This window comes from Synechococcus sp. F70.1, assembly GCF_047502745.1.
Taxonomy (GTDB): Bacteria; Cyanobacteriota; Cyanobacteriia; order Thermostichales; family Thermostichaceae; genus Thermostichus.
This window is the reverse complement of the sequence record NZ_JANSJL010000055.1, coordinates 1618-24794: the sequence shown is the minus strand read 5'-3', so window position 1 is coordinate 24794 and position 23177 is coordinate 1618. Positions and strand designations below refer to the sequence as shown.

General features: G+C 60.6%; 23 protein-coding genes. 14 read left to right on the top strand and 9 right to left on the bottom strand.

Annotated features, from left to right (window positions below; translation table 11 throughout):
• Window positions 1–146 precede the first annotated feature (146 nt).
• Together NW860_RS05395 and NW860_RS05390 are read left to right on the top strand one after the other, a co-directional pair.
• The gene (locus NW860_RS05395) at window positions 147–1427 is read left to right on the top strand and encodes a hypothetical protein (protein ID WP_414512882.1); all 1281 of its coding nucleotides are present in this window, start codon (window positions 147–149) and stop codon (window positions 1425–1427) included.
• 631 nt (window positions 1428–2058) lie between these two features.
• Window positions 2059–3015 (top strand): sigma-70 family RNA polymerase sigma factor, encoded by a 957-nt coding sequence (locus tag NW860_RS05390; protein WP_414409992.1) that lies wholly within the window; start codon window positions 2059–2061, stop codon window positions 3013–3015.
• On the opposite strand, the gene gcvT is transcribed toward NW860_RS05390, so the two are convergent.
• The 3 genes from gcvT to NW860_RS05375 are packed head-to-tail and all read right to left on the bottom strand — an operon-like array spanning window position 3012 to window position 5522.
• Window positions 3012–4145 (bottom strand): glycine cleavage system aminomethyltransferase GcvT, encoded by a 1134-nt coding sequence (gene gcvT / locus NW860_RS05385; protein ID WP_414512880.1) that lies wholly within the window; start codon window positions 4143–4145, stop codon window positions 3012–3014. The genes NW860_RS05390 and gcvT overlap by 4 nt on opposite strands.
• A 53-nt stretch (window positions 4146–4198) precedes the next feature.
• The gene (locus NW860_RS05380) at window positions 4199–5305 is read right to left on the bottom strand and encodes an energy transducer TonB (protein ID WP_414512878.1); all 1107 of its coding nucleotides are present in this window, start codon (window positions 5303–5305) and stop codon (window positions 4199–4201) included.
• Window positions 5286–5522, bottom strand: a complete 237-nt coding sequence (locus tag NW860_RS05375) for a hypothetical protein (RefSeq protein ID WP_414420697.1) — start codon at window positions 5520–5522, stop codon at window positions 5286–5288. Before NW860_RS05375 ends, NW860_RS05380 begins: the two co-directional genes overlap by 20 nt.
• On the opposite strand from NW860_RS05375, the gene NW860_RS05370 reads away from it, so the two are divergent.
• Together NW860_RS05370 and NW860_RS05365 are read left to right on the top strand one after the other, a co-directional pair.
• Entirely contained in the window at window positions 5512–5979 is a 468-nt protein-coding gene (locus NW860_RS05370; RefSeq protein WP_414512876.1) for a VOC family protein, read from the top strand. The genes NW860_RS05375 and NW860_RS05370 overlap by 11 nt on opposite strands.
• A 17-nt stretch (window positions 5980–5996) precedes the next feature.
• A complete protein-coding gene (locus NW860_RS05365; protein ID WP_414512874.1) occupies window positions 5997–6848 on the top strand; it encodes a Tab2 family RNA-binding protein in 852 nt (283 codons plus the stop codon).
• 543 nt (window positions 6849–7391) lie between these two features.
• Here the strand turns inward: NW860_RS05365 and NW860_RS05360 are convergent.
• Both NW860_RS05360 and NW860_RS05355 read right to left on the bottom strand, forming a co-directional pair.
• Window positions 7392–8750 (bottom strand): FGGY-family carbohydrate kinase, encoded by a 1359-nt coding sequence (locus NW860_RS05360; RefSeq protein WP_414512872.1) that lies wholly within the window; start codon window positions 8748–8750, stop codon window positions 7392–7394.
• A 6-nt stretch (window positions 8751–8756) separates the two neighbouring features.
• Window positions 8757–9239 carry a 2Fe-2S iron-sulfur cluster-binding protein gene (locus NW860_RS05355; protein WP_414512870.1) on the bottom strand — a complete coding sequence of 161 codons (483 nt, stop codon included), beginning with the start codon at window positions 9237–9239 and terminating at the stop codon, window positions 8757–8759.
• 143 nt (window positions 9240–9382) lie between these two features.
• Between NW860_RS05355 and ylqF the strand changes: the two genes are divergently transcribed.
• The 10 genes from ylqF (at window position 9383) to NW860_RS05305 (ending at window position 20652) form a co-directional block, all read left to right on the top strand.
• Window positions 9383–10252 (top strand): ribosome biogenesis GTPase YlqF, encoded by an 870-nt coding sequence (gene ylqF / locus NW860_RS05350; protein ID WP_414512868.1) that lies wholly within the window; start codon window positions 9383–9385, stop codon window positions 10250–10252.
• 197 nt (window positions 10253–10449) lie between these two features.
• Window positions 10450–12732, top strand: a complete 2283-nt coding sequence (locus NW860_RS05345; RefSeq protein WP_414512866.1) for a RelA/SpoT family protein — start codon at window positions 10450–10452, stop codon at window positions 12730–12732.
• A 66-nt stretch (window positions 12733–12798) separates the two neighbouring features.
• Window positions 12799–13377, top strand: a complete 579-nt coding sequence (gene psbP / locus NW860_RS05340) for a photosystem II reaction center PsbP (RefSeq protein ID WP_414512864.1) — start codon at window positions 12799–12801, stop codon at window positions 13375–13377.
• 59 nt (window positions 13378–13436) lie between these two features.
• Complete coding sequence (gene cpdA / locus NW860_RS05335; protein WP_414512862.1) at window positions 13437–14231, top strand: 3',5'-cyclic-AMP phosphodiesterase; 795 nt, start codon at window positions 13437–13439, stop codon at window positions 14229–14231.
• A gap of 363 nt (window positions 14232–14594) precedes the next feature.
• Window positions 14595–15803: a VLRF1 family aeRF1-type release factor gene (locus NW860_RS05330; RefSeq protein ID WP_414512861.1), complete on the top strand. Its 1209-nt coding sequence runs from the start codon at window positions 14595–14597 to the stop codon at window positions 15801–15803.
• Window positions 15804–15908: 105 nt separating this feature from the next.
• Window positions 15909–16415 (top strand): DNA recombination-mediator protein A, encoded by a 507-nt coding sequence (locus NW860_RS05325; RefSeq protein ID WP_414396255.1) that lies wholly within the window; start codon window positions 15909–15911, stop codon window positions 16413–16415.
• A 26-nt stretch (window positions 16416–16441) separates the two neighbouring features.
• Entirely contained in the window at window positions 16442–17209 is a 768-nt protein-coding gene (gene minC, locus NW860_RS05320) for a septum site-determining protein MinC (RefSeq protein WP_414512859.1), read from the top strand.
• A complete protein-coding gene (gene minD, locus NW860_RS05315; RefSeq protein ID WP_414412471.1) occupies window positions 17188–17994 on the top strand; it encodes a septum site-determining protein MinD in 807 nt (268 codons plus the stop codon). Before minC ends, minD begins: the two co-directional genes overlap by 22 nt.
• A gap of 47 nt (window positions 17995–18041) precedes the next feature.
• The gene (gene minE, locus NW860_RS05310; protein ID WP_414396262.1) at window positions 18042–18350 is read left to right on the top strand and encodes a cell division topological specificity factor MinE; all 309 of its coding nucleotides are present in this window, start codon (window positions 18042–18044) and stop codon (window positions 18348–18350) included.
• A gap of 202 nt (window positions 18351–18552) precedes the next feature.
• Window positions 18553–20652 (top strand): cation:proton antiporter, encoded by a 2100-nt coding sequence (locus tag NW860_RS05305; RefSeq protein WP_414512856.1) that lies wholly within the window; start codon window positions 18553–18555, stop codon window positions 20650–20652.
• On the opposite strand, the gene NW860_RS05300 is transcribed toward NW860_RS05305, so the two are convergent.
• The 4 genes from NW860_RS05300 to accB form a co-directional block, all read right to left on the bottom strand.
• Window positions 20649–21008, bottom strand: a complete 360-nt coding sequence (locus NW860_RS05300) for a gamma-glutamylcyclotransferase (protein WP_414396265.1) — start codon at window positions 21006–21008, stop codon at window positions 20649–20651. The genes NW860_RS05305 and NW860_RS05300 overlap by 4 nt on opposite strands.
• Window positions 21009–21014: 6 nt before the next feature.
• Window positions 21015–21641, bottom strand: coding sequence for a glycerol-3-phosphate 1-O-acyltransferase PlsY (plsY, locus tag NW860_RS05295; protein ID WP_414412496.1), 627 nt, complete (start codon window positions 21639–21641; stop codon window positions 21015–21017).
• Between the two features lie 46 nt (window positions 21642–21687).
• Window positions 21688–22701, bottom strand: a complete 1014-nt coding sequence (holB, locus tag NW860_RS05290) for a DNA polymerase III subunit delta' (protein ID WP_414409977.1) — start codon at window positions 22699–22701, stop codon at window positions 21688–21690.
• 80 nt (window positions 22702–22781) lie between these two features.
• Window positions 22782–23177, bottom strand: a 396-nt coding sequence (gene accB, locus NW860_RS05285; RefSeq protein WP_414512853.1) for an acetyl-CoA carboxylase biotin carboxyl carrier protein, incomplete at its 5' end; no start/stop codon positions are given.

The window sequence follows — 23177 nt, the reverse complement described above, 5'->3', positions numbered from 1 at the left end:
TAGGGCGGGGAAGGGATCCTCCCCAAAGGACACATCCTGGTAATGTGAGGATGGCTTGTCTGCGGCTTGGCAAGTGTTGGAATGGGAGGCTCATGCAAGAACACGCGGGAAGTGCCAGCTTGAAGGCATGGGGATTGAGATGGTGGATGGTGCTGTTGGCAGCTTTGGTGCTGGTTGGCTGTGGGGGATCTGCGCCCAAGCAACCCCAGGAGCACCAACCACCTCAGCTCGAGCGGGTGCCAACGCCAACAGAAATTGCCAAGCTGGATGCCTACTTGCAGCACTATCGCCCGCAGGTGCAGATCCTCAGCCCACAACCTGGCGAGATCTTGCCAGAGCGCCAGGTCACGGTTCGCTTTGCAGTACGAGGGTACCCGATTTTTAAGGATCCGCAACTGGGTCTTGGTCCCCATTTGCATGTGGTTCTGGACAACCAGCCTTACATTTCTCACTACGACGCTGATGCCCCTCTTGTTTTTGAGGATTTGGAACCGGGATCCCATACGCTGCGGGTGTTTGCCGTCAAGCCCTGGCACGAGAGCTTTAAAAACTCCGAAGCCTACGCTCAAGTCAGCTTCCATGTGCTAGCTCCCACGCCAGAATACGTGCCGCAGCCGCAGTTGCCTCTTCTCACCTACAGCTCTCCCAGCGGCAGCTACGGAGCTGAGCCAATCCTGGTCGATTTTTGGCTTGCCAATGCCCCCGTGCGGGAGAGCTTGCTGGCTGACCTACCCCGTGACTGGCGCATCCGCTACACTCTCAACGGTCAGTCTGGCCTGCTGGATCGCTGGGAGTCTTTTTACCTGAAGGGCTGGAAGCCTGGCCGCAACGTGATGGTAGTGGAGCTGGTTGACAGCAAAGGGGATCCCATCCGCAATGTGTTGAACAGCGCCGCCCGCGAGATCACCTACACCCCCGGGGGCCAAGATACCCTCTCCAAGCTGATCCGAGGAGAGCTGAAAGCGGAAGAGGCCCTGGCTATCGTACAGCCCCAGCCTACCCCGACTCCGACGCCTACCCCTACTCCAACACCCACGCCCGCCCCGACTCCAACACCCACTCCCACTCCTACTCCGACACCCACCCCTACCCCTACGCTGACCCCAACTCCACTGCTGGCACCCACACCTACACCAGAGTCGCCACCTACGCCCGCGCCGCGCCGTCGTCCGACGCCAGAAGCGATTCTGGCCGAGCCTACCCCGCCGTCTCCAGAAGAGACCACGGCTAAGCCAACGCCCAGGCCCACACCGACCCCAACACCCACGCCCAGATCTCAGCCAGAGGCTACCCCTTTGCCGCGGCTGACACCCATTCCGTTGGCGGAGCGGCAGGTGCGGCCCCAGGGACTGCGACTTTTCCCACCTGGGCTGCGCAGCCCTTACTCAGGCAATAAGCTGCGGCGGGAGCTCAGCTCTGAGGGCTGACCCCATATCTAGTGCCTGAATCCTCGGTATACTCTAAACTTGGGAGAGCGCAGTCATGGCTTTTCCTGGAGCCAGCTTTGGCTGGTTTCAGGTTGAGGCTACTTGAAAGCTCGAGGTAGCTGCTGGCCTTTTTCAGGATTTTGCTGAGCAAGCCCCTAAGGCTAGCTGCTGTCGGAAGCAGGTGCCGGATCGCTGCAATCAAATGTCCGTGCCCATGCAGATATCCTCAAGCATTTTTCTGGACTTTTTGTCTTAGCCCGAAGGAATCTGGCCCTCAGGAAGTATCCAATGTAAGCTATTTTTTAGCCATTTATTTCTATGAGCTTTTCTCTTGACTAGGAAAGTTGGTTTATCTTTCGCAACATCTACTGGTAGAGTTGCACTTCCAAAAGATTAGTTTGAAAACACTTTATGTAGAGCCAAGCGAGACAGGCTCAGTAAGTTTTCTGAACTAGGCGTTTACCAGAAGTTCAAATTTTGGAGTGCCAAAACCTTTACAGAAAGTCTGCCCTTCTGGTATGAAGGAGATGCTGCTTGCAGAGCGGTCAACTTCTCCTGCTAGGGGAAAGGCCTAAAGCAACAGGAGAGGCGAAAGCCCGGACAGGGCGTAGTTTAGGGTGTGGGGTTGGATATGTCGGAAAGTCTTGACCTGCAAGATGCAGTAGGCCGTTTCTTGAAAATCATTGGTCGCTACTCGTTGCTCAGCCCTGAAGAGGAGCTTCGCCTGGCCTACCAGGTACAGCGGATGATGGCCCTCCTGGAACAGCGGCGGCAGGATGAGTCGCTCGAGGACTGGAGCCGACGGGTGGGGATCCCCGTGGAAGAGCTGCAGCGGATCCTACAGGAGGGGGAAGCGGCCAAAAGGCGCATGGTGGAGTGCAACCTACGCCTAGTGGTATCGATTGCTAAGCGCTACCGCAACCGCGGCTTGCCGTTTTTGGATCTCATCCAAGAGGGCACCATTGGCCTCACCCGCGCCGTGGAAAAGTTTGATCCCACGCGAGGGTACAAGTTCTCCACCTACGCTACCTGGTGGATCCGGCAGAGCGTAAACCGCGGCATCCAAAACAAAGGGCGCCTCATTCGTCTGCCTGCCCACATGTACGAGAAGGTCTCCCAGGTGAAGCGGCGCTACCGCGAGCTATCCGCTCAGAAGGGATCCCGACCTGCAGCCGAAGAAGTTTTCGATTCGCTGGATATTGGCGACAACTACCGCGAGCTGATCACCCGCCACATGGCCGAGATCTGTTCCCTCAACGTGAGTGTGGGCGATGAGGACGGCACGGAGCTGCAGCACTTTATCCCCGACGAAGACAACGACCCAGTCGAGCATCTCACTCGGGTTGCCCGTTGGGAGGAAGTCCGCGCCCTTGTGAGGCAACTGAGCGAACGCGAGCAGCAGGTCATCGTAGCCCGCTACGGCCTAGATGGAGCCAAGAGGATGACGCTGCGCGAGATCGGGGAGCACATTGGCCTGTCGCGGGAGCGGGTACGGCAAATTGAGCGGCGGGCCCTGCGGAAGTTGCGGCGGCTGCAGCAGGAATACTCCACCCCCAAGACTGGCAAACGGCTCAATCCCTCCAACTAGGCCGGGGCCTGCCTCCGGTAAAAGGGCTTTTTCACCACCTCGGCAAGCCGGCGCTGGCCCCGAATCTCAATCTCCAGCCGGGATCCCACCTCGGCCCAAGTCGAATCCACATACCCCAGGCCAATGCCATAGCCCAAGGTGGGAGAGTGGGTGCCGCTGGTTACCCGACCAATCGGCTGGGGGGAGTTGGGAGCATAGATGGCATAGCCGCTGCGGGGAATGGCTCGATCCAGCATGCGAAATCCCACCAGACGACGAGGGATCCCCTCGGCCCGCTGGTTTTCTAGCGCCGCCTTGCCTAGGTACTCTGCCGGGTTGTTGACCAACCAGGCCAGGTCGGCTTCGAGAGGAGTGGTGCTCTCATCTATGTCTTGCCCGTAGAGGCAAAAGCCAGCCTCCAACCGCAGCGTATCGCGGCAGCCCAAGCCACAGGGCTGGACTCCTGCCTGCACCAGTTGCTCCCAGAGCCAGCGGCCGTCTGAGGGACTGAGCAGGAGCTCAAAGCCATCTTCGCCGGTGTAGCCGGTGCGGGCCACAAAGACACTTGCCTCTGCGGAGCTCTCCCTTTGAGGAGCTTTAGGGATAAACTGCCCATGTTGAAATCGGCGTAAAGCTTTCAGAGATCCCTCTAGAAAAGGCTGCAAAACCTCTTCCGCCGCCGGCCCCTGGACGGCCAGCAACACGTGGGACGCCGTGCGATCTTGAAGTTCTAGGCCAGGGATCCCTTGCTGCTGCAGCCACTCCCTGTCTTTCTGGCAGGTGGCCGCGTTGACGATCAGGCTCCAGTGCTCCAGCTCTCCTTCCGGTGGATGCCGGTAGAAGATGACGTCGTCCACAATGCCCCCCAGGGGATTGAGCAAAACCGTGTAGCGAGCAGAGCCCACCCGCACAGCGCTGAGATCGCTGGGCGCGAGACGGCTGAGGTGGGATCCCAGCTCTGGTCCCCAAAGGGTGAACTTGCCCATGTGAGAGATGTCGAATATCCCCGCCTGCTCCCGCACCGCCCGATGCTCAGCCACCACACCCTGGTAGTACAGCGGCATTTCCCATCCGGCAAAGGAGACAAAACGCGCCCCCAAGGCTTGGTGCAAGGGGAACAGGGGGGTGCGCTGCAGCGGCGTTTGGCTCATGAAGGGAGCTTTAGACCCAACCTCGTACCTCTCTTGGAGCTGGCTTCAGGGGTCTAGTTGGCAGATCCGTCCACCGTCAACTGGCCCAAGACGTTGATGTCGAAGGTGAAGTTGATCGTCACCGAGTTGCCCTCATAGGCCTCAGGCAGGGGCAAAAAGGGTGCTGCCCGCTGAATTGCCGTCAGCGCCGCGTCGTCGGTTTGTTGGCTGCCGGAAGTGCGGGCCAGGCGAATGCTCTGCAGCTCGCCACCTCGACCCACCGTGAAGATCACCACGGTGCGGCGGGAAGTGCCGGTCTGGCCTGGGATCCAATTCTGTTCCACCTTGCGCTGCAAAGCTGCCAGCCAGGGGCCCCAATCCACATTGGCCCGCGCCGCCACACTGGGAGGGTTTGGAGCCGACTGGGTAGGGTTGGCCAAGCCGCTGGCTCCTCTGCCCTGGATCCCGCCTCCATCGCTGGGCGCAGAAGCGCTGATAGGCGGTCCCAACTGAGAAGCCTCGGAGGGCCGCTCGCCAAGGGAAACCTCTGTCGGCGGTTGGGGAACAGGCGCAAGGGGCTGCAATTGGCTGAGATCCGAGGCCCGCTCTCTGGGCTGCGCAGGCGGAGCAGGAGGAGCGGCCGCCACAGGTGGCGGAGGCTGAGTGGGAGTGGGTTTGGGGGCTGCGGTAGGTGGAGGCGGCGCTGCAGTTGGCGTTGCCCTGGACCGAGGAGGAGCTGGAACTGGAGTTTGTGGAGGGGGTGGGGTAGGTCTAGGAGTGGCTAAGGCAACTTCTGCTGGGGCGGGTGGCGGTACAGGGGCAGGCGGCTGCGGCCGTGGCGGCTGGGGCTGAGGCGGAGGCGGCGGAGCGGCTTGCTGACGGGTAGCAGCGCGGGATTGGGGTGGACTGCCTTGCGAAGGAGAGGCTTCTACCCGCTTGCCCCCATCGCGGGAATCCACTTCTGAAACCAGCTCTGCTTCTTCCGGCGGCTCGAGATCTTCTGGCTCCAGCAAGATAAACTCAATGGCTTTTTGTTCTTGCTGGCGAAACGGCCAAAACCGACTCCAGGAGAGCAAGCCCAACAGCGCCAACCCATGCAGCAGCAGGGACAGCGCCACCATCCAAAAAAAATGGCGCGCTTCCTCCTCGCGGCGGCGCTGCTCAGTCCAGGTGCTGGTCATGGCCAAGATTGCCTCTTTGCGCTCCCCAGTCTCTCACCACACTGAGTTGGCTCTCCAGCTCAAATGTTATAACATCGCCCTGGCTGGGCTTCTTGCGCAAAGGCGTACAGTCGGCTGGGGAAGGGATCCCACCCTTCAGCACAAAATCGCCTACCTTATAAAGAGCAGGGATCCCGACTTGAGCAGGCTGCTTGCCAGGGGAGCCCATGGAACCCATTCGCTTTCATCTTGCCTTTCCGGTTGCCGACATTGCCTTGGCCAAGAGCTACTACGGCGAGGGCTTGGGTTGCCAGATTGGTCGGGAAACGCCTGTTTCCGTCATCTTGAACCTCTATGGCCATCAACTGGTGGCCCACCTCACCCAGGAAGAGCTGAGGCCCCAGCGGGGCATCTACCCTCGCCACTTCGGCCTGATCTTTCCCACCCAAGCAGAGTGGCAGAGCCTGGCCGACCGGGCCCAGGTGCGGGGATTGCCTTTCTATCAGGAGCCACGCTGGCGCTTCGTCGGCACCCCCCTGGAGCACGGCACGTTCTTTCTGCAGGATCCCTTCTACAACCTGCTGGAGTTTAAGTACTACCGCTACCCTTCCGCCATTTTTGGGGAGCGGGAATGGGCCGTGGTCGGGGATATTGCAGGCCAACAGCTTCCGAACCCCTCTCCCAGCAGCGCGTAGCAAACGGAAGGAACGCCTTGGCCATTCAACCCCCTCGTTCTGGCCCTATGCGCGGCCCCATCTGGCAGATGGACTTTAACGCCGTCCCGCTGCGAGATGCCCAGGATCGGCGAGTTTGGGAGCTCTTGGTGTGCGATCCCAGCGGCCAGTTTCGCCAGGCCAAGTACTGCAGCAACCAAGAGGTCAATAGCACCTGGGTGGCCCAACAGTTGCGCAGCTATCTGGAAGCGGCTCCCCAGCCCCCCTCGGCCATCCGGGTGTTCCGAGCCCGCATGAGCTCCATTCTGCAACGGGCCTGCAACGCCGTCGGGATCCCCATGCTCCCCAGCCGTCGCGTCTATGCCCTTAAGGCCTGGATGCGGGAACGGGCAGAGCAGGTTTACCCCCAGGAAACCCAGTTCACCTACAGCCCTGAACCCCCCGTGGAGCCGGATCCGCCGGATCCCGTCCCCCTGCCGGACAAGTTGCAGGGAGAGCGCTGGGCGTTCGTGACGCTGCGGGCTAGGGATCTGCGGGAAGCCGAGACCTGGCCAATCGAATTTGGCGAGCTGTTTCCAGTAAACTGGGAGGCTTTTGCGCCCGACACAATCATTCCCGGCTTGGTGATCGCCTCGCAGCGGGCTCTTCCTATAGCAGCCTGGATGAGCGGCATGGAGCCTGCCTACTTGACTGTGGCGGAGGGATGGCTGCTGTTCGAGGCTGGCCTCAACGATTGCTATCTCTTTGCACAACTCAAAGACGAAAAGCTGCGAGCAGAGGCCGAGGGCTTTGCCCAACGCCAACGCCAAGCGCAAGGGATCCATTTCCTCGCCATCCAAAGCGATTTCAGGGCTCAGTCGTTCGCTGGCTTTTGGCTGATGCAACTTTGAGGAGAAGTCTACATAGATCCTCAGGGCAAGCATGTTATAGCCAGCTTTGCGAGCGCCTTTGAAAGTCCCGGAAAAGCCTATTTTTTCGTTCACCCGCTCGATTCCTTGCACCACGAGGCCTTCAGGCCTCTTACCCCCCCTTTCCAAGGCTACTTTCTGCTCTTTTCGACCGACCCCCTCACAAATGGGTCTTGTATTCCTTGCCCTGCTTGGCTTTAAGGGGGGTGGAGTCCTGTTCCCCCTTCGGGGGGTTCCCAGAAATTGGAAACATGATCCACGTCGTCTAGGTGGTAGCCCCACCTCGGAATCGAGTTCCCCCTTTGGGGGAGCCCTAGAAACTTGGAAACGCGACAGGAGCGTGCCACTTAATCTCAAACTGGCAAGTTCTCCCGTCCGGGGTGACTCCCAGAAACTGGAAACAAGGCTTGAGCAAAGCGAGGGCCGCGCTTAATGTCCGAGGTCTTCCCTTCGGGGGGATTCCTGGAAATAGGAAACGAAACCCCCCGAGGTAGATCCCCGGGGAGTGTGTAAAAATGTTCCCCCTCAGGGGGAGAAATACCGGCTGCGAAATTCCGAGTAGATCTCGGCATAGGCCTTGACCCAGTTTGGATCTGGCTGGATGAGACGTTCCACCTGCACCAAGCGCTCGGCAGCCTGCTGCACTGAGCAGCACCAATAGGCCGATGCTGCCAGGATGGCCGCTCCTACAGCCGGGTCGGGATGTTTGACCACTGCCAAGGGACGGGCAAGGATACTGGCGCGCAGGCGGAGCCAGAGGGAACTTTTGCAGCCCCCGCCGGTGGTAAAAATTGGGCTCCCTTCTAGTAGGGGGATCCCATGGGCGGCCAAGGTCTCCAGTCCCAGCCGCTCCACCATCGCCACTCCCTCCAGCAAGGCCGCGTAAAAACGGGGAGAGCCCACCTCTGCCTGGGGCAAGAACCCCGCGAATGCGTCGTCGAGGATGGGAAAACGCTCCCCAGGTCGGCAGAGCGGATAGCTGACCAAGCCGGTGGGCAGATGGGCCTCCGCCTGCTGATCCAAGGCAGCCAAGTTGCCGCCAGGGAAGAAGTGGGGCAAAACCCCGCCTCCGCAAAAAGAAGCTGCCCCCGGCCACCAGCCGTTTCGGTCGGGGTGCAGATGGGAGTAGATGCTAGGGGTTTGTATGGGATCAGCACTGTTGGCCTTGAAGATAAGAGTGGTGCCCAGGCTGGTGGAGACTTGACCCAAGCGAGTAGCTCCTGCAGCCAGTTGCCCGGCGCAGCCATCGGTGATCCCGGCGGCAATTAGCACCTCTGGCCCCAGCTCCCACTCAGCTCGCACCGTTCCCAAAACCGTTCCCGGCGCCACCACCTCAGGGAAACGCTTGGGGTCGAGGCCATGGCGAGATAGCCACTCCCGCGGCCAGGTGTAGGTTTCTAGGTCAAAGCCACTTTTCAAGGCGTGGGTGTGGTCAGTTACCCGTCGGCGGCCTCCCAGTTGGCTTAGGAGAAAGTCCGCCGGATGGGCCAAGTAGCTGTCCCGGTATCGCTCGGGATGGGCTTCTGCCCACCACAGCCAGCGGCTAAGTCCCCAGCTGGCAGGGATCCCCAACTGCTTGGCCTGAACCTGGCCCCGCGGGTCGGAATACAGCCAGGCCTGATCCAGCGGCATGCCGCGACCGTCCACCGGCAGCACTGTACCCGAGGTGCTGCAGGCACTAAGGGCAACAATGGTGTAGCGATCCCCCAGTTGCCCCCTTAGGTGTCCCAACAGGGTTCTTAGGGTGCGCAGCCAGCGGCCCGGGTTGGTTTCTGGGGGATCCCAGGAGCGCTCGCTTTTGCCCACTACCTCCCCCGCTTCCGAGAGGGCCACCACCCGCATTCCCGACGTGCCTAGGTCGATCCCAAGAAATACAGGTCCCATAGAGCTCTAGAAATCTCGGCTGCTGCGGGCCAAAGCCTCTTGGATGTCTAGATCGAGGTTCTTCACCGACTCCAGCACCGAACGGGTAATCAGCTTTCCTGCCTGCACCAACACAGCACCAGTGATAGGGTGCAAGATGGGCTGCTCGGCCCGCCGCCCAATGAGCACCTCGATGTCCTTGAGGGCATTGGCGTACATTCCTATCGGTAGTTCCACCACCCCTTCTCCCAGAACCCGCGCCTGGCAGGCAAGCCGGGAATTGGGCTTGCGGCTAGTGATCACCTCTAGGGTGCGCTGCTCCCGACGGGTCATGGGCGAGAGCGACTCCATCCCTTCTTTCACGTACACATGGCAGGTGGCGCAGAGACCGCGCCCGCCGCACTCTTTCAACACATTCAGCTCTTCCTGCAGCAGCACCGAGAGCAAGTTGTTGTTGGTGGCCACTTCTGACACCTGAGCAATGGGATCCAACCGCACGCGCTTGACCATCGTCCCTTCTCCGCCGTTACACTCCTTAACGCTAGCTTGTCTTGGCAAGGGATCCCAGCCGTTGCTTGCCCTGCAGGTGGGAAAGACGAGCTGGACAAGCTAGAGTAGATCCCGCCCTTGGTGTTTGCCAGGGTTTTGGCAGCATGAGCTCTCCGCCCATCCAGTGGTATCCTGGCCACGTAGCTAAGGCCCTTGGCCAGTTGCGGGAACAACTGCGGCTGGTGGATGTGGCAATTGAAGTGGTGGACGCGCGCATCCCGCTGGCCAGCCGCCATCCCGAGCTGGACAAGTGGCTGGGGCAGAAGCCGCGCCTCTTGGCCCTCAACCGAGCCGACTCGATTGCGGCAAGGGATCTGAAAGCGTGGCAGGAGTATTTCTCGCAGCAAGGGATCCCGGTCTATCCCACCAACGGCCAATCGGGACAAGGGGTCAGTCGCCTCAAGCAGGCTATTTTGCAGCTAGGGCAGTCGGTCAACGAGCGGCGGCAGCGGCGGGGCATGCGGCCGCGGGCTGTCCGGGCGGTGGTGGTGGGTTTTCCCAATGTGGGCAAGTCGGCCCTGCTGAATCGACTTTTGGGACGGCGAGCCGTCGAGAGCGCTGCGCGCCCTGGGGTAACCCGGCAACTGCAGTGGGTACGGCTAGGGGGGGAGTTGGATTTGCTGGACTCGCCGGGCATCCTCCCGCCTTCGCTGCCGGATCAGCGGGCAGCCACGCTGCTAGCCATCTGCGATGACATTGGCGCTGCCGCCTACGACCCCGAGCGCGTAGCGGCCTACTTTGTGGATCAACTGCTGCAGGTGCAGCCCCAGGCCCAAGCTCTTTTGCAACAGCGCTACGGCTGGCCTGACCCGATCCCCCCTGGCAGCGTGGCAGTCCAGGAGCTGGCCCAACGGCGCTACCAAGGCGATACCGAGCGAGCGGCAAGGCAAATCCTCAACGACTACCGCAAGGGGTGGCTAGGGCCTCTAGCTTTGCAACTTCCTCCCACCTCTAGCCCCCCAGCAAGAGGCTAGCTTCATCTGTCTGTATATGTTGCTACGAGATGCGGCAGAGTGAGTGATACGATGGAACTAGAATACTAACACTGCGCCAGATTTTTCCCTGAGGTTTTTCGCAGCGCTTTTTGCCTTTAACCTGCCTGCGGACAGTCAAGTTGGGGATAGGCTGTAAGAAACTCCAGGGAGTAGACCATCCTCCTTGCTAGATTCCCATGGGTCAGCCTGCTGTTGCCGCCAGCTTAGAAGGAGGCTTTGACCTAAACAACCTCGATTTTGAGGTGCCAGGATGGCTGCGTGCTTTGCTTTCTGGCGCTGAAGATCTCGGCGATGGGCTGAGAGCTTACACTCCCCAAGAGGCAGATTTGCTGCGCCGGGCCTTTGAGTTTGCCTACTGCTTGCACAAGGGCCAAAAGCGGAAGTCGGGGGATCCCTACATCGCCCACCCGGTGGCTGTAGCTAGCTTGTTGCGGGAGCTGGGGGGGGATGCCGTCACGGTAGCGGCTGGCTTCTTGCACGATGTTGTTGAGGATGCAGGCGTTACCCTGGAGGCGCTAGAAGCAGAATTTGGACCCGAAGTGCGCCTCTTGGTAGAAGGGGTAACCAAGCTTTCTAAGTTTAATTTCTCCAGCAAAACGGAGCAGCAAGCGGAGAACTTCCGCCGCATGTTTGTGGCCATGGCCAAAGACATTCGGGTCATCGTGGTCAAGCTGGCGGATCGCTTGCACAACATGCGCACGCTGCAATATCTGCCGCCCCACAAGCAAAAGCAGATTGCAGCCGAAACCATGGAGATCTTTGCCCCCTTGGCCAACCGGCTGGGGATCTGGCATTTCAAGTGGGAACTGGAAGACCTGGCTTTTAAGTACCTGGACTACGAAGCCTATCGCCAGATCCAAGAGTTGGTTAACGCCAAGCGCAGCGAGCGAGAGGCGGAGATCCAAGCTTTTATCGAAGAGCTGCGGAAGAACCTCCTCCAAGCGGGGCTAGAGCACTTTGAGATCAGCGGGCGGCCCAAGCACCTGTATGGCATCTACCGCAAGATGCAGCAGCAGCGCAAGGAATTCCACGAGATCTACGACCTCTTGGCGGTGCGGGTTATCGTGCAGACCGTGAGCGAGTGCTACCGGGTGCTGGCAGTTGTTCACAACTGCTTTCGTCCCATTCCCGGGCGCTTTAAAGACTACATTGGCCTGCCCAAGCCAAACCGCTACCAATCTTTGCACACGACAGTGATTGGTCTGCAGGGGCGACCCGTGGAGGTGCAGATCCGCACCGAAGAAATGCACCGCGTGGCCGAGTACGGCATTGCTGCCCACTGGAAATATAAGGAAGCCGGCAGCACCCCCGTAAAGCCCGAGGAAGAGCGCTTTAGCTGGCTGCGGCAACTCTTGGAGTGGCAAAACGACCTCAAGGACGACAGAGAATACCTAGAGACTGTTCGCGAGAACCTGTTTGAGAGCGAAGTTTACGTCTTCACCCCCAAGGGAGATCTGCTGGCCTTACCCCAGGGATCCTGCCCGATTGATTTTGCCTATCGCATCCACTCAGAAATTGGGGATCACTGCGCCGGGGCGCGGGTAAACAACAAGATTGTACCGCTGGACACTCGCCTGCGCAATGGCGACATCGTGCAGATTATTACCCACAAGAATGCCCACCCCAGTCTAGACTGGATTAATTTTGTAGCCACCAGCTCGGCGCGCAATCGCATTCGCCAATGGTTTAAGCGCTCCAATCGCGAGCAAAATATTGCCCGCGGTCGGCAGTTGCTGGAGCGGGAGCTGGGCAAAACGGGGTTTGAAGCCCTGCTGAAGTCCGAGCGGATGCAGAAGGTTGCCGAGAAGCTCAACTACAGCAGCGTGGACGATTTACTGGCGGCGCTGGGCTATGGAGAGGTAACCCCCGCGCAGGTGATCCACCGGCTGCAGGAGGTCAGCAAGCCAGCCATCTCCCCCCCACCCGAGGAGGGATCTTTGGCGGAAGCCAAGCTGCTGCTGCCGCGAAGCGATGGAAATCGAGCTTCTAGCCGATCCCAATCTCTCATCCTGGGAGTGGAGGGCCTGAAACATCAATTGGCCAAATGCTGCAGCCCGCTCCCAGGGGATCCCATCCTGGGCGTGGTTACCCGCTTCAAGGGCATCACCATTCATCATCGCGATTGTCCGCGGGTAGCCCAGGTTCCGGGTGAGCGGCTGGTGCCGGTGCGCTGGAACGAGGAGCAACTGCGGCAAAGCACCCAGACTTATCCTGTAGAACTGCGTCTAGAGGTCATCGACCGGGTTGGCGTGCTGCGGGATATTCTCTCCCGCCTTTCCGATCAGGGCATCAATGTGCGCAATGCCAAGGTGCAAACCTTTGCCAATCGCACTGCCTCAATTGACCTCTGCATTGATGTACGCGACGCCCAACAGCTTGCTCAGCTTCAAAATCAGCTGCGCCAGCTTTCCGATGTGTTGGTCCTGCGCTCCCGCCACTACCAGAACGGATCCCGCTAAAAGGCTGCTGCGGTCTAATCTTAGGTAGGATATGGAGGTGGCTAACCCTAAGCGGAGGATCTCGGCATGGCAGGAGAGGGGCAGTTGAGCCTACTGGGTCGGCGGCTTTCTGGGGTGTTGTTGCTGCTGGGGGTCTGCCTCAGCTTGATCATTGGTGCCTGCTCAGCAAGCCCCAACCTGCGAGTCTACCGAGATCCCAATGGAGCTTTTGCCTTTGCTTACCCCAATGGCATGGTGAGCGTGAAGCTAAGCCCTGGGAAGGGGCTAGCCGTGCTCCTGCGCGACCTAGTCTATGAGACCGAAAACATCAGCCTGATGGTTGCCCCCTTCGACAAAGGGGAGACGATTGCGGATCTGGGAGGCCCAGAGGAGGTAGGGCAATTGGTGGCAAAGAAGATCATTGCCCCTGAGGGATCGGGTCGCTCAACCCAGCTCTTGGCAGCCGAGGCCTTCGAACGGCAGGGGCAGCCCTACTACCTGTTTGAGTACCAAACCAATCTGGGATCCCAGCTTCGCCACGAGGTAGTGACGGTAACCGTTCGTCACCATCGCCTCTATACTCTAACTGCCTCAACCCAGGAATCCCGCTGGCCACAGGTGCAGGCCGCTTTCCGGGAGGTAGGTCGCTCTCTAAGTGTCTCTTGAGAGGGCTCTCTGCCTTTGGAGACGGCAAAGGCCTTTCGGTGTTGAACAATCCCGCTGCCATGGCGGTTTACGTGGTTCAAATCAGTGACCTGCATCTATTTGCCAAGAGCCATCAGCGGTTGTTGGGGGTAGACACCGAGGCCTCTTTTCTGGCAGTGCAAAAGGCCATTGTGAGTTTGGATCCCTTGCCGGATGTGTTGCTCCTAACCGGGGATCTTGCCCAAGATGGCAGTGCGGCTGCCTATGCCCGTCTTAGAAGCTATTTGCAGACCCTTCCCATCGACACCTATTGGCTGGCGGGGAACCACGATCGCCTGCATGTTATGAACCTAGAGCTCCGCGGCGGGCGGTTGCACGCAGAGAAAAGCTTCAGTCGCGAGAACTGGAGCTTTATTTTGTTGAACTCGCTGGTGCCAGGCAGGGACAGCGGCTACCTAACCGACCGCACCTTACTTTGGCTCCGACAAGAGCTACAGCGCAGCCGGGCCAACCACCACCATGTTCTCCTAGCCCTGCACCACCCCCCCTTTTCGGTAGACTCCGATTGGCTGGATCAAAGTGCGCTGCAGCAGCCGGAGCGGCTGTTTGGGGTTTTGGACGAGTTCGACCACGTTCGCCTGGTGATTTTTGGCCATGTTCATCAGGAGCTGCACCGTCGCCGCCGGGGGGTTGATTACTTTGCCTGTCCCTCCACCTGCGTGCAATTTCTCCCCAAGAGCTCCCAGTTTGCTCTGGAGGTGATCCCCCCAGCCCTGCGACAGCTATGGCTGGAGCCAGATGGCAGCTTCAAAACCCAAGTGCATCGGGTAGAAGCCGCCTTGCAAACCCCTAACTTGGCTGCAAAAGGGTACTAATAATGGGATCCCGGGCGCACCAGGCCAACTGCTTGTCCCAAGAAGAAACTGGCTGCAAGAGGTAGAGCAACCCGCCCTCCAGCCGTCCGGTGCAGCTAGGGCCCCACGCCCTGAAGCTGCAGCCTCCATGGGAAAACTCTCTTGGCCCTTGAGCTACAGGAGGCTCCGCCGCCGGCAGACCAATCGGAGCCAGTGGATCTGGAGGGCAGCGCAGCCGCTCGGCTCTAGGCGCGGGCTATGCTATGCTAGAAGCTTCTCCTCAAAGCCGAGCCCAACTGGGCTTCAGCTAGGGCCGGATCCCTCGCTTTCCCTTAACCTTATTTTTGCTAGGCTTGAGCCCCAGCGACGCCCCTTCTCAAGACCATGGAGGAACTCAACACCCTAATCCAGGATCTGCAAGCTGCCTTTGGCGACAGCAGCAAGCCCGTGCTCTCAATATATGCCGACACCAACCCTGCTCGTCCCGAAAATGCGGGTCGCGCCTGGGTGGGGCGCATCAAGAATACCCTCAAGGAGCTGCTGGAGAGAGAGGAGAGCAAGCCTGATAACTCCCTCTGCGAGCAAGTCCTTGCTCTAGTGGAGCAGGAGCGCCCTTCGGCCCGCACCCTGGTTCTTTTTGCCAGCCGCAATCCCGCTGGCAAGCCAGTGCTGCGCCGAATCGACCTGCAGGTGGAGCTGCCGGTGGTGGATCTGGCCCATGGGCGGGTGGAGGCCCGCTGGGGGGAACCTTACCTCACGCCCCTTTTCTTTGCCTTTGATGAATACGAGCGGGGTGGGGTGTTGCACCTGTCTGGCAGCAGGTGGCGCTTCTACGAGCTCTTTTTGGGAGAACTGCGAGAGGACACGGAAATCTTTGCCAACATCAGCGCCGAGGAATGGCAGGAACTGCAGAAGCTGGCCGGCCGCATTGAAAATGCCGTTGCCGAACGTCGCGCCCGCAGCGGTGGCACCTTCGACAAGCTTTCCCCCAAGGAGCGGGAGGCGGCCAAGGTCAGCCTCTGGATGCACAAGCTCTACCTGCGCCTGGCTTCCGCCCTGGATAAGGCAGTGGATCGCCTGGGCATTGAGCGGCTGGTGCTCATGGGCGAAGCCTGGCAGGTGTCCCACTTTGAGGGCTATCTCAACCGCGGCCTACGCAACCGCATCGTCGCGCGGGTGGGGCACCCCGCCAACCTTCACACACCGACGCCGCAAGACATCCTCGACCGAGTGGTACCCGTCCTGGAGGCCGCTGAGCGCCGAGGAGAGCTGGCTTTGTTGGAGCGGATTCGAGAGCAGCCCGGCGCTTGGGGCTTGGATGCGGTGCTGGACGCCCTCCAGCTAGGCCGGGTGGAAATCCTTGTCCTGCCCTGGAGGCTAGAGGCCACCATCTGGCGCTGCCCAGACGGCTTTGTGGGAGGAACCCAGGAGATGGCCCAGCTCCTTTGCCCAGAGCCACAGCCGGCACCCCTGCGGGATCTGGTGTGGGTGCTAGGCCGCGATTTTGGCGCTAAACTGGAGTTCGTTCGCGGCGAAGCTGAAGAGCGCTTGCTCCACGAGTTTCAGGGAGCAGCGGCGCTGCTGCGCTGGTAGGTCTAGCAACTTGAGCAGGGATGGCCCAACCCTCTAGCTAGATCCCAGAGCAACGGTGTAGGCTGCTAGCATAATCTGGCCCATCCTGTCTAGCGAGGGATCCCCTTGACCCAATCCATTGACCTCCCCACCAGCGTCGATACGTTCTTGCAAGAGCTGGCCGCCATTCAGCAAGTGGGGCCAAAGCGAATAGCCATCTTGGGCACTCGCCATGTGCCCATTACCCACCAGTACCTCATCGAGACCCTCAGCTACGCCTTGGCCCTTACCGGCAACCGCATCCTCACGTCCGGGGCTATTGGTACCAACCTGGCTGTAATTCGTGGAGCAATGCGGGCAGATATTAAATCCTTGACGGTGATCCTGCCCCAAAGCCTAGAGCGGCAGCCGGCAGAGTCGCGGGCCAGTTTGGAGCAGGTGCTGCATCTGGTGGAGCACCCTGAAAACGACCACCTGCCTCTAGCGGAGGCCAGTCGCCTCTGCAATCTGGAAATCATCAGCAAGTGCCAGCAATTGATCTGTTTTGCCTTTCACGACAGCGTCACGCTTTTGGAGGCCTGCAGGCACGCTGAGGAGCAACACAAGGTGGTTACGCTCTTCTACTTCGACTAATTCCTTGGCGAAGGAGGGCAGGCAGAATGGGGTCGCTGGTGGGAAACTCGCCACCCTTTCCCAAGGCCCCTGCCTCCTCTATCGGGGTAGGGGCAGCAAAAGAGAGTGTCTACTTTCGCTCCGATGCCCAAGGGATCCACCTGCACCTGCCCACCACCCTAGCTTGGGAAGAAGTCTGGGAGGAGCTCGTTTGGCAGTTGCGCAGCCGCAAGTCCTACTGGACGGGGGTGGCTCCTCTAACCCTGTGGTGCCAGGAGCGAGAGCTGGAGCTGCCCACCCTGCAGGCCCTGGCTGTCCTGTTGGCGCAGCATCGGCTGCAGCTATGGCGCGTCCAAACTCGATCCCGCACGACCGCCATTGCCGCGGCAACTTTGGGCTATTCGGTGGAGCAATCCTCCCTTTTGGAGGTGGTTCCCTCTCCTCCTCCCGACACTGCCCCTCTGTACCTGCGTTCAACCGTGCGCTCGGGCATGTCCGTACGCCACCGTGGCTCTGTCTTCCTGTTGGGAGATCTCAACCCCGGCGGCGAGATCGTTGCGGGCGGCGACATTTGGGTTTGGGGACGGCTGCGAGGGTTGGCGCATGCCGGCGCCGAGGGGGATAGAAGTGCAGTGATCCTGGCCTTGCAGTTGGAGCCCACCCAATTGCGCATCGCCGACCAGGTGGCCCGCCCCCCAGAAAGTGGCTCCCCTTGCAATACCCCTGAGGTGGTTTACTTGCAAGATGGTGCCATCTGCATCGCCAGCCTTCAGGAGTTTCTGCGGAGAAGAGCATGGGCCGAGTTATCGTCATAACCTCTGGGAAGGGAGGAGTAGGCAAAACCACCCTGACAGCCAACTTAGGCACTGCCTTAGCACGCTTGGGTCGCTCGGTAGCGGTGGTGGATGCCGACTTTGGCCTGCGCAACCTGGATCTGCTGCTGGGCCTAGAGAATCGGGTAGTGTACACGGCTCTAGAAGTCATTGCGGGGGAATGTCGCCTTGAACAAGCGTTGGTGAAAGACAAACGCACCCCCAATCTCTCCTTGTTGCCAGCAGCCCAAACCCGCAACAAAACAGCAGTCAACCCGGAGCAAATGCGGCAGTTGATGGAGAAGCTTGCCGGTAGCTACGACTATGTGTTGATTGACTGCCCGGCCGGGATTGAGCAGGGGTTTCGCAATGCCATTGCCGGGGCAACAGAAGCCCTGCTGGTGACTACGCCCGAAGTAGCTGCCGTGCGGGATGCAGACCGGGTGGTGGGCCTGTTGGAAGCGGCAGGGATCTCTTCAATTCAGCTCATTGTTAACCGCCTGCGCCCCGACATGGTAACCGCTGGCCAGATGATGGCCGTGGAAGATGTGGTGGAGGTGCTGGCCATCCCTTTGGTGGGTATGATTCCGGAAGACCGAGAGGTGATTGTCTCCACCAACAAGGGAGAACCCATGGTTTTGGCTGCCCGTCCCTCTCCGGCTGCCCAGGCCATTCAGCGCATTGCCCGACGGCTGGAAGGGGAGGTGGTGGAGTTCCCCAAGTTGGCCGGCTTGGGTGAGTCTTTCTGGGAAAAGGCAAGGCGATTTTTAAGCCAAAAGGTGTTCTGAAGCCCAGCAGCCCTTAGCTCTCTTTCAACGAGACTAGAATAAAGCCCATGCTCCTCGAGTTTTTGGATCAGCTTTTTCCCCGCTCCCCCGGCGGCAGCCGCGAGCAGGCCAAGCAGCGCCTGAAATTCATCTTGGCCCACGACCGCGCCAATCTCAGTCCGGCAGCCCTGGAATCGATGCGGCTGGAAATTTTGGGGGTGGTCTCCCGCTATGTGGAGCTGGACTCGGAGGGGATGCAATTCCACTTGACCGTGGAGGGGAGCACAACGGCCCTCATTGCTAACTTACCCATTCGCCGAGTTAAGCCGCTGGCAGCAGCCGAACTCGACCCTTCTGCAAAGGGGCAGCCGGATTAGCTAGGGGGGTTCACTTCGGCCTGAGCTACCCTGGGCTCAGGGAGCATCTGCCCTCGGCAAAAGGATGCTTTCTCCTGTCTGTCCCAGGGTGGAGTTCTCTGCAGGTGTTTCTAGTCTCTCATGGCAGCTTTGAGGGGCAACCCTACTGAACAGGAGAGAGCTGCTGGGGCAGAGTTCTCACGGAGGGAGGTTGAGCCTCGGCATGGAAAGCTCTTTTGAGCTGACGATCCTGTTTACGCTGGCCTTGGTGGCCGGGATCGCAGCTCAAGTCCTGGCTAACTTTGTCAAGGTGCCCAGCATTGTCTTCCTGCTGCTGTTTGGGGTGCTGCTGGGGCCAGATGGCTTGGGCTGGGTTCGCCCCCAGATCATGGGATCCGGTCTGGAGGCGCTGGTGTCGCTAGCAGTGGCCCTGATCCTGTTCGAGGGAGGGCTGAACCTGCGGCTACAACGCCTCAACCAGGTCTCCGGCAGCCTGCGCAATCTGGTATTGCTGGGATCGCTTTTGACCTTGGGAGGGGGGGCACTGGCGGCCCACTATTTGGGAGAGTTCCCCTGGCCCCTAGCCTTTCTGTTTGGATCCCTGGTGGTGGTGACGGGGCCAACTGTAGTTAACCCCATCCTCAAGCGGGTACGCGTCGATCCCGCCGTCAGCACCCTCTTGGAAGGGGAAGGGGTGCTCATTGATCCGGTGGGAGCCATCTTGGCAGTGGTGGTGCTGCAGGTAGTGCTTTCCGGCCACCCCAGTTTCTTGATGGCCCTGGAGCAGCTATCTAGCCGCTTGGCCATTGGGTCAGCGGTGGGGGCGCTGGGGGGCTGGCTGATGGGATCCTTTCTGCTCTGGTCGCGGCAATTTTTGACGGAGGAGCTGCGCAACTCGGTGGTGCTGGCGGGGGCGCTGGGGGTATTTGCCCTGGCTCAGTCGCTGCGCTCAGAGGCAGGGCTGATGGCGGTAGTGATGGCAGGCCTAGTGGTGCGGCAGAAGGCAGCCATTGCCGAGCGGAGCGTGCGCCAGTTTCACGGCCAGTTGGTGGTAATGGCCATCTCGGTGCTGTTTATCTTGCTCACCTCCACGCTGTCCCTAAAGGCGGTATTGGCTTTGGGCTGGGGAGCCTTGGCCACGGTGCTCTGCCTGATGCTGGTTGTCCGCCCCTTAAGCGTGTGGCTGTGTACCTGGGGCAGCGATCTCAACTGGCGGCAGAAGTTGTTTGTGGCCTGGCTAGCTCCCCGCGGCATTGTGGCGGCTTCGGTGGCTTCTTTGTTTGCCATTTTGTTGACGGAGCGGGGCATCACTGGGGGAGATGCCCTCAAGGCACTAGTGTTTTTAACCATCTCGGCCACGGTGACAGTGCAGGGGCTAACTGCCGCCTGGGTGGCTCGTTGGCTGGGCCTAGACCAAGGCAGTTCCACCGTGATCCTTGGGGATCACCCGCTGGTTGAACCCTTGGCCGAATTGCTGCGCTCCCTCAACCAAGTCGTGGAGGTGCTGCCCTTGCCTTCGGCAGCCTGTTGGCGCCAGCCCGCTGGCCAAACCGAGCCCAACGGCCACAAGGGTGGCTCTGCCCTGGGGGATGAAGTTGGCCGGCTGCTGCCGGGATCGCTGCAGGAAGTGGTGCTGAGCGAGTCGGCCCTGTTGAAGGCCGATATCGACCATGCAGAGACGCTGCTGATCCTGACGCGGGATCCCCAGATGAACTGGGCCATTGCCGAGCTGATGGTGAAACTCGCAGTTTCCGCTGCCATCTGGACGGTGTTGCTGCCCGAGATGCCCATCTTAGAAGGGATCCGCACCCTGCCGATCTCTTTTGCCCAACTGCAACGCTGGGCCGGCTACCTAGAGGCCAAGCGCGTGGAGCTGCGCTCGATTACCCTGCCCACTTTAGCGGATTTGGGCCTGAAGCCCTCCCCCTCTGCCGTGGCCTCGGCCCAGGAGTCGAGCTCGGCAGCGCGCTTAGCTCTGCTCAACCCCCTTTCGGCCCAAATAGGGTTGGAGGATCCCACCCTGGAGCGGCTGCGGGATCAGTTTGCCTACCGGATCAAAGCCGATCTCTGCCTGCCTTTGCTACTGGTGCGCCCGCAGCGGGCAGGGGGCTGGTGGCAAAAGGGAGCTCGGCCATCCCCGGTAGGGCGGCTATTTTACCTGCCCAAGCCGGACATGTGGCGGCGCGGGGATTGCATCTACTACCTAGAGCGCCTGGCCAGCCCTGTAGAGGCCGCGGCTCCCTCTGCAAGAGACCCGGATTTGCCCCCAGCCGAGTTCCTGCCCCAGTATGTTGGGGGCGTCAAGCTCCACTTCGATCTCTAGGAACCTCGGGGCAGCCAGCAGCCACTGGGGATGAGGGGGCACCCCTGCACCTGCTCGGGCCGGCCCAGGTAAACCCAGGCCGAGGTGCCACTTTCCAGTTGCACCCACTGCCGCTGGTACAGCCGCGGGTGGTCTTCTAGCTCGTCCAAGCGGGGCAACAGGCTCAGGGGAATGCGATAGCACTCGCCGTAGAGCCGATTTCGGCCAGGGATCGCCATGGGGTAAGGGCCGAGATCGTAGAGGTCGATGTGGTTGAGGCTGTCTGTTCCCAAAAACTCCGCCCCTTGCAGCAGGCTGTGGTACTGGCCGCCCCGCCGCAGGGAGCCGTAGACAAAAACCACCGTCGTCTGTTCCATCTGGCTCTAGGAGGTGGGGAATTGGGGGGACTGGGCCCATTTTTGGCCAAGGCGCGGCTCTGAGCCGGCCAGCAGGCGCTCGATGTTGCGCCGATGGGCGCCGATTACATAGATCCCGCCCGCCAGGGCAAACACCCTATAGGGCAGGGGCTGAGCCGTTGCCCACATCAGCAGCGGAGCCGCCACCGCTGCCAGCAGGGAGCTGAAGGAGACGATGCGGGTGAGGGCAATCCCCAGCAGCCAGACGCCAAAGGTAGCCAGGGCCACTGGCCAAGCCATGGCCAACAGGATCCCTAGGCTAGTGGCCACCGACTTGCCGCCCTTGAAGCCCAGCCAGCAGGAGCGGCTGTGGCCAACCACTGCCCCCAGGGCAGCCACGGCCACCCACCACGGCGACCCCAGAGCCAGTCCCAGCGCCACCGCTGCAGCCCCCTTGGCGGCATCCACCAGCAGCACCAGCAGCGCCGGCCCTTTGCCCAGCGTCCGCAACACGTTGGTTGCCCCCGTCGAGCCGGAGCCCGCTTGGCGGAGGTCGATCCCGCCCCACCAGCGGCCCACCCAGTAGCCGGTGGGGATGGATCCCAGCAAGTAGCCTCCAAGGGCCGCAGGGAAAGCCAAAAGCCAGGCAGGCATAGGCAGGTCTTGAACGCTCTTTTTCACTTTGCCACAGGGCTTTCTTCTAGTCCCCCTTCGCGACAGCCCTGCGGCTTAGGCTAGCCAGGTTGACCTCCCAAGCAAGGCGCGGCTGCACAAAGTGCAAAAGCTGGCGGCGAATTTGCTCCAACTGCCAAATGGCCTGGCGGGATCCCTGCGCCCAGAAATGCTGCTGCAAGTAGTCAATCAGCCACAGCTGCGCTGGCAAATCGAGAGCAGCTACTGCCCTAGCTAGCTCCAGCGCCTCTCGCAGCGAGGGGGGCCAGCGCCTTAGATCCTGTAGCAGCGACGGCGGAAGGCTCTGCAGATGCTGATGGGCGGCCAGCGCCCGTCCAGGGCTGCCTTGGGCCAGGGCAATGAGCTCTGAGCGAGGGATCCCGGGCAGCTCCGGGCAGCCCAAAGCAGCCAACACTTGCTCCATCTCGGCCGAGCTGAGGCGGCGGAAAGGCACCGTCTGGCAGCGGGACAACAGCGTCGGCAGCAGGGAGGCCGCCTGGGGTGCGATGAGAACGATGTGGGCCGGCCCAGGCTCCTCCAGGGTTTTCAGCAGGGCATTGGCTGCACTTTCGGCTAGGGTTTCCGCTCCCTCCAGCACCACCAGCGAACGGCGGGCGCGCATTGGCCTACGGGCACAGAAGCGCGACACTTCCTGCACCTGTTCCAGGCGAATTTGCGGCGGGGAGCGCCGCTGCAGAGCTTGCGCCTCGGGGGCATCTGCTGGGATTAGGCGACCCTGATGGAGATAGGTGGGGCTGACCCAGTGGAGATCGGGGTGGGTGCCCGCCAGCAGCCAATGGCAGCCAAGGCACTGGCCGCAGGGGATCCTGGTGTTGGACTCGCACAGGAGAGCTTGAGCAAACCAGCGGGCCATCAGGCGCCGCCCCACCCCTTCTGGCCCTAGGAAGCAGTAGCTTGAGGTCACCCGCCCTTTCTCTAGGGCCGCCGCGAGCAGCTGCGCCGCCAGCTCCTGGCCGACAATGTGCTGGGGGGGCAGAACCTTTACCCCCTCAACTGTCTCGGGGGCCGTGGGCTGAAGCATGGCAGAGTACCCTAATCCCGGGCAAAGCTGCCAAGGGATCCCTCCGGGGGAAAAGCCTCATCTCTGCCCCAGTTTCGCTGTTAGCCGGTGGGATCCAGCCGCATTAAAACTTGGCCAAATTCCACCGGCTGGCCGTTGCTCACCAAAATCTCCCTTACCACACCTGCTGTTTCTGCTTCTATCTCGTTCATCACCTTCATGGCCTCGATAATGCACAGGGTTTGGCCTTTGTTTACCCGTTGACCTACTTGGACAAAGTCCGCTTCTCCAGGAGCAGGAGCGCTGTAGAAGGTTCCCACCATGGGTGACACTACCTCCACCCAGTGGCTCGGTGGAGATTTGGGGGCAGGCACAGGAGGAGGAGTCTCGGCAGGAGCAGAAGGGGGCGAAGCAGTAAGGGAGGGAGCAGTGGTGGAAAGCTGAGCAGCAGGGATTCCTTTGCGCAGAGTAAGGCGGAAATCCTTGCACTCTAGAGT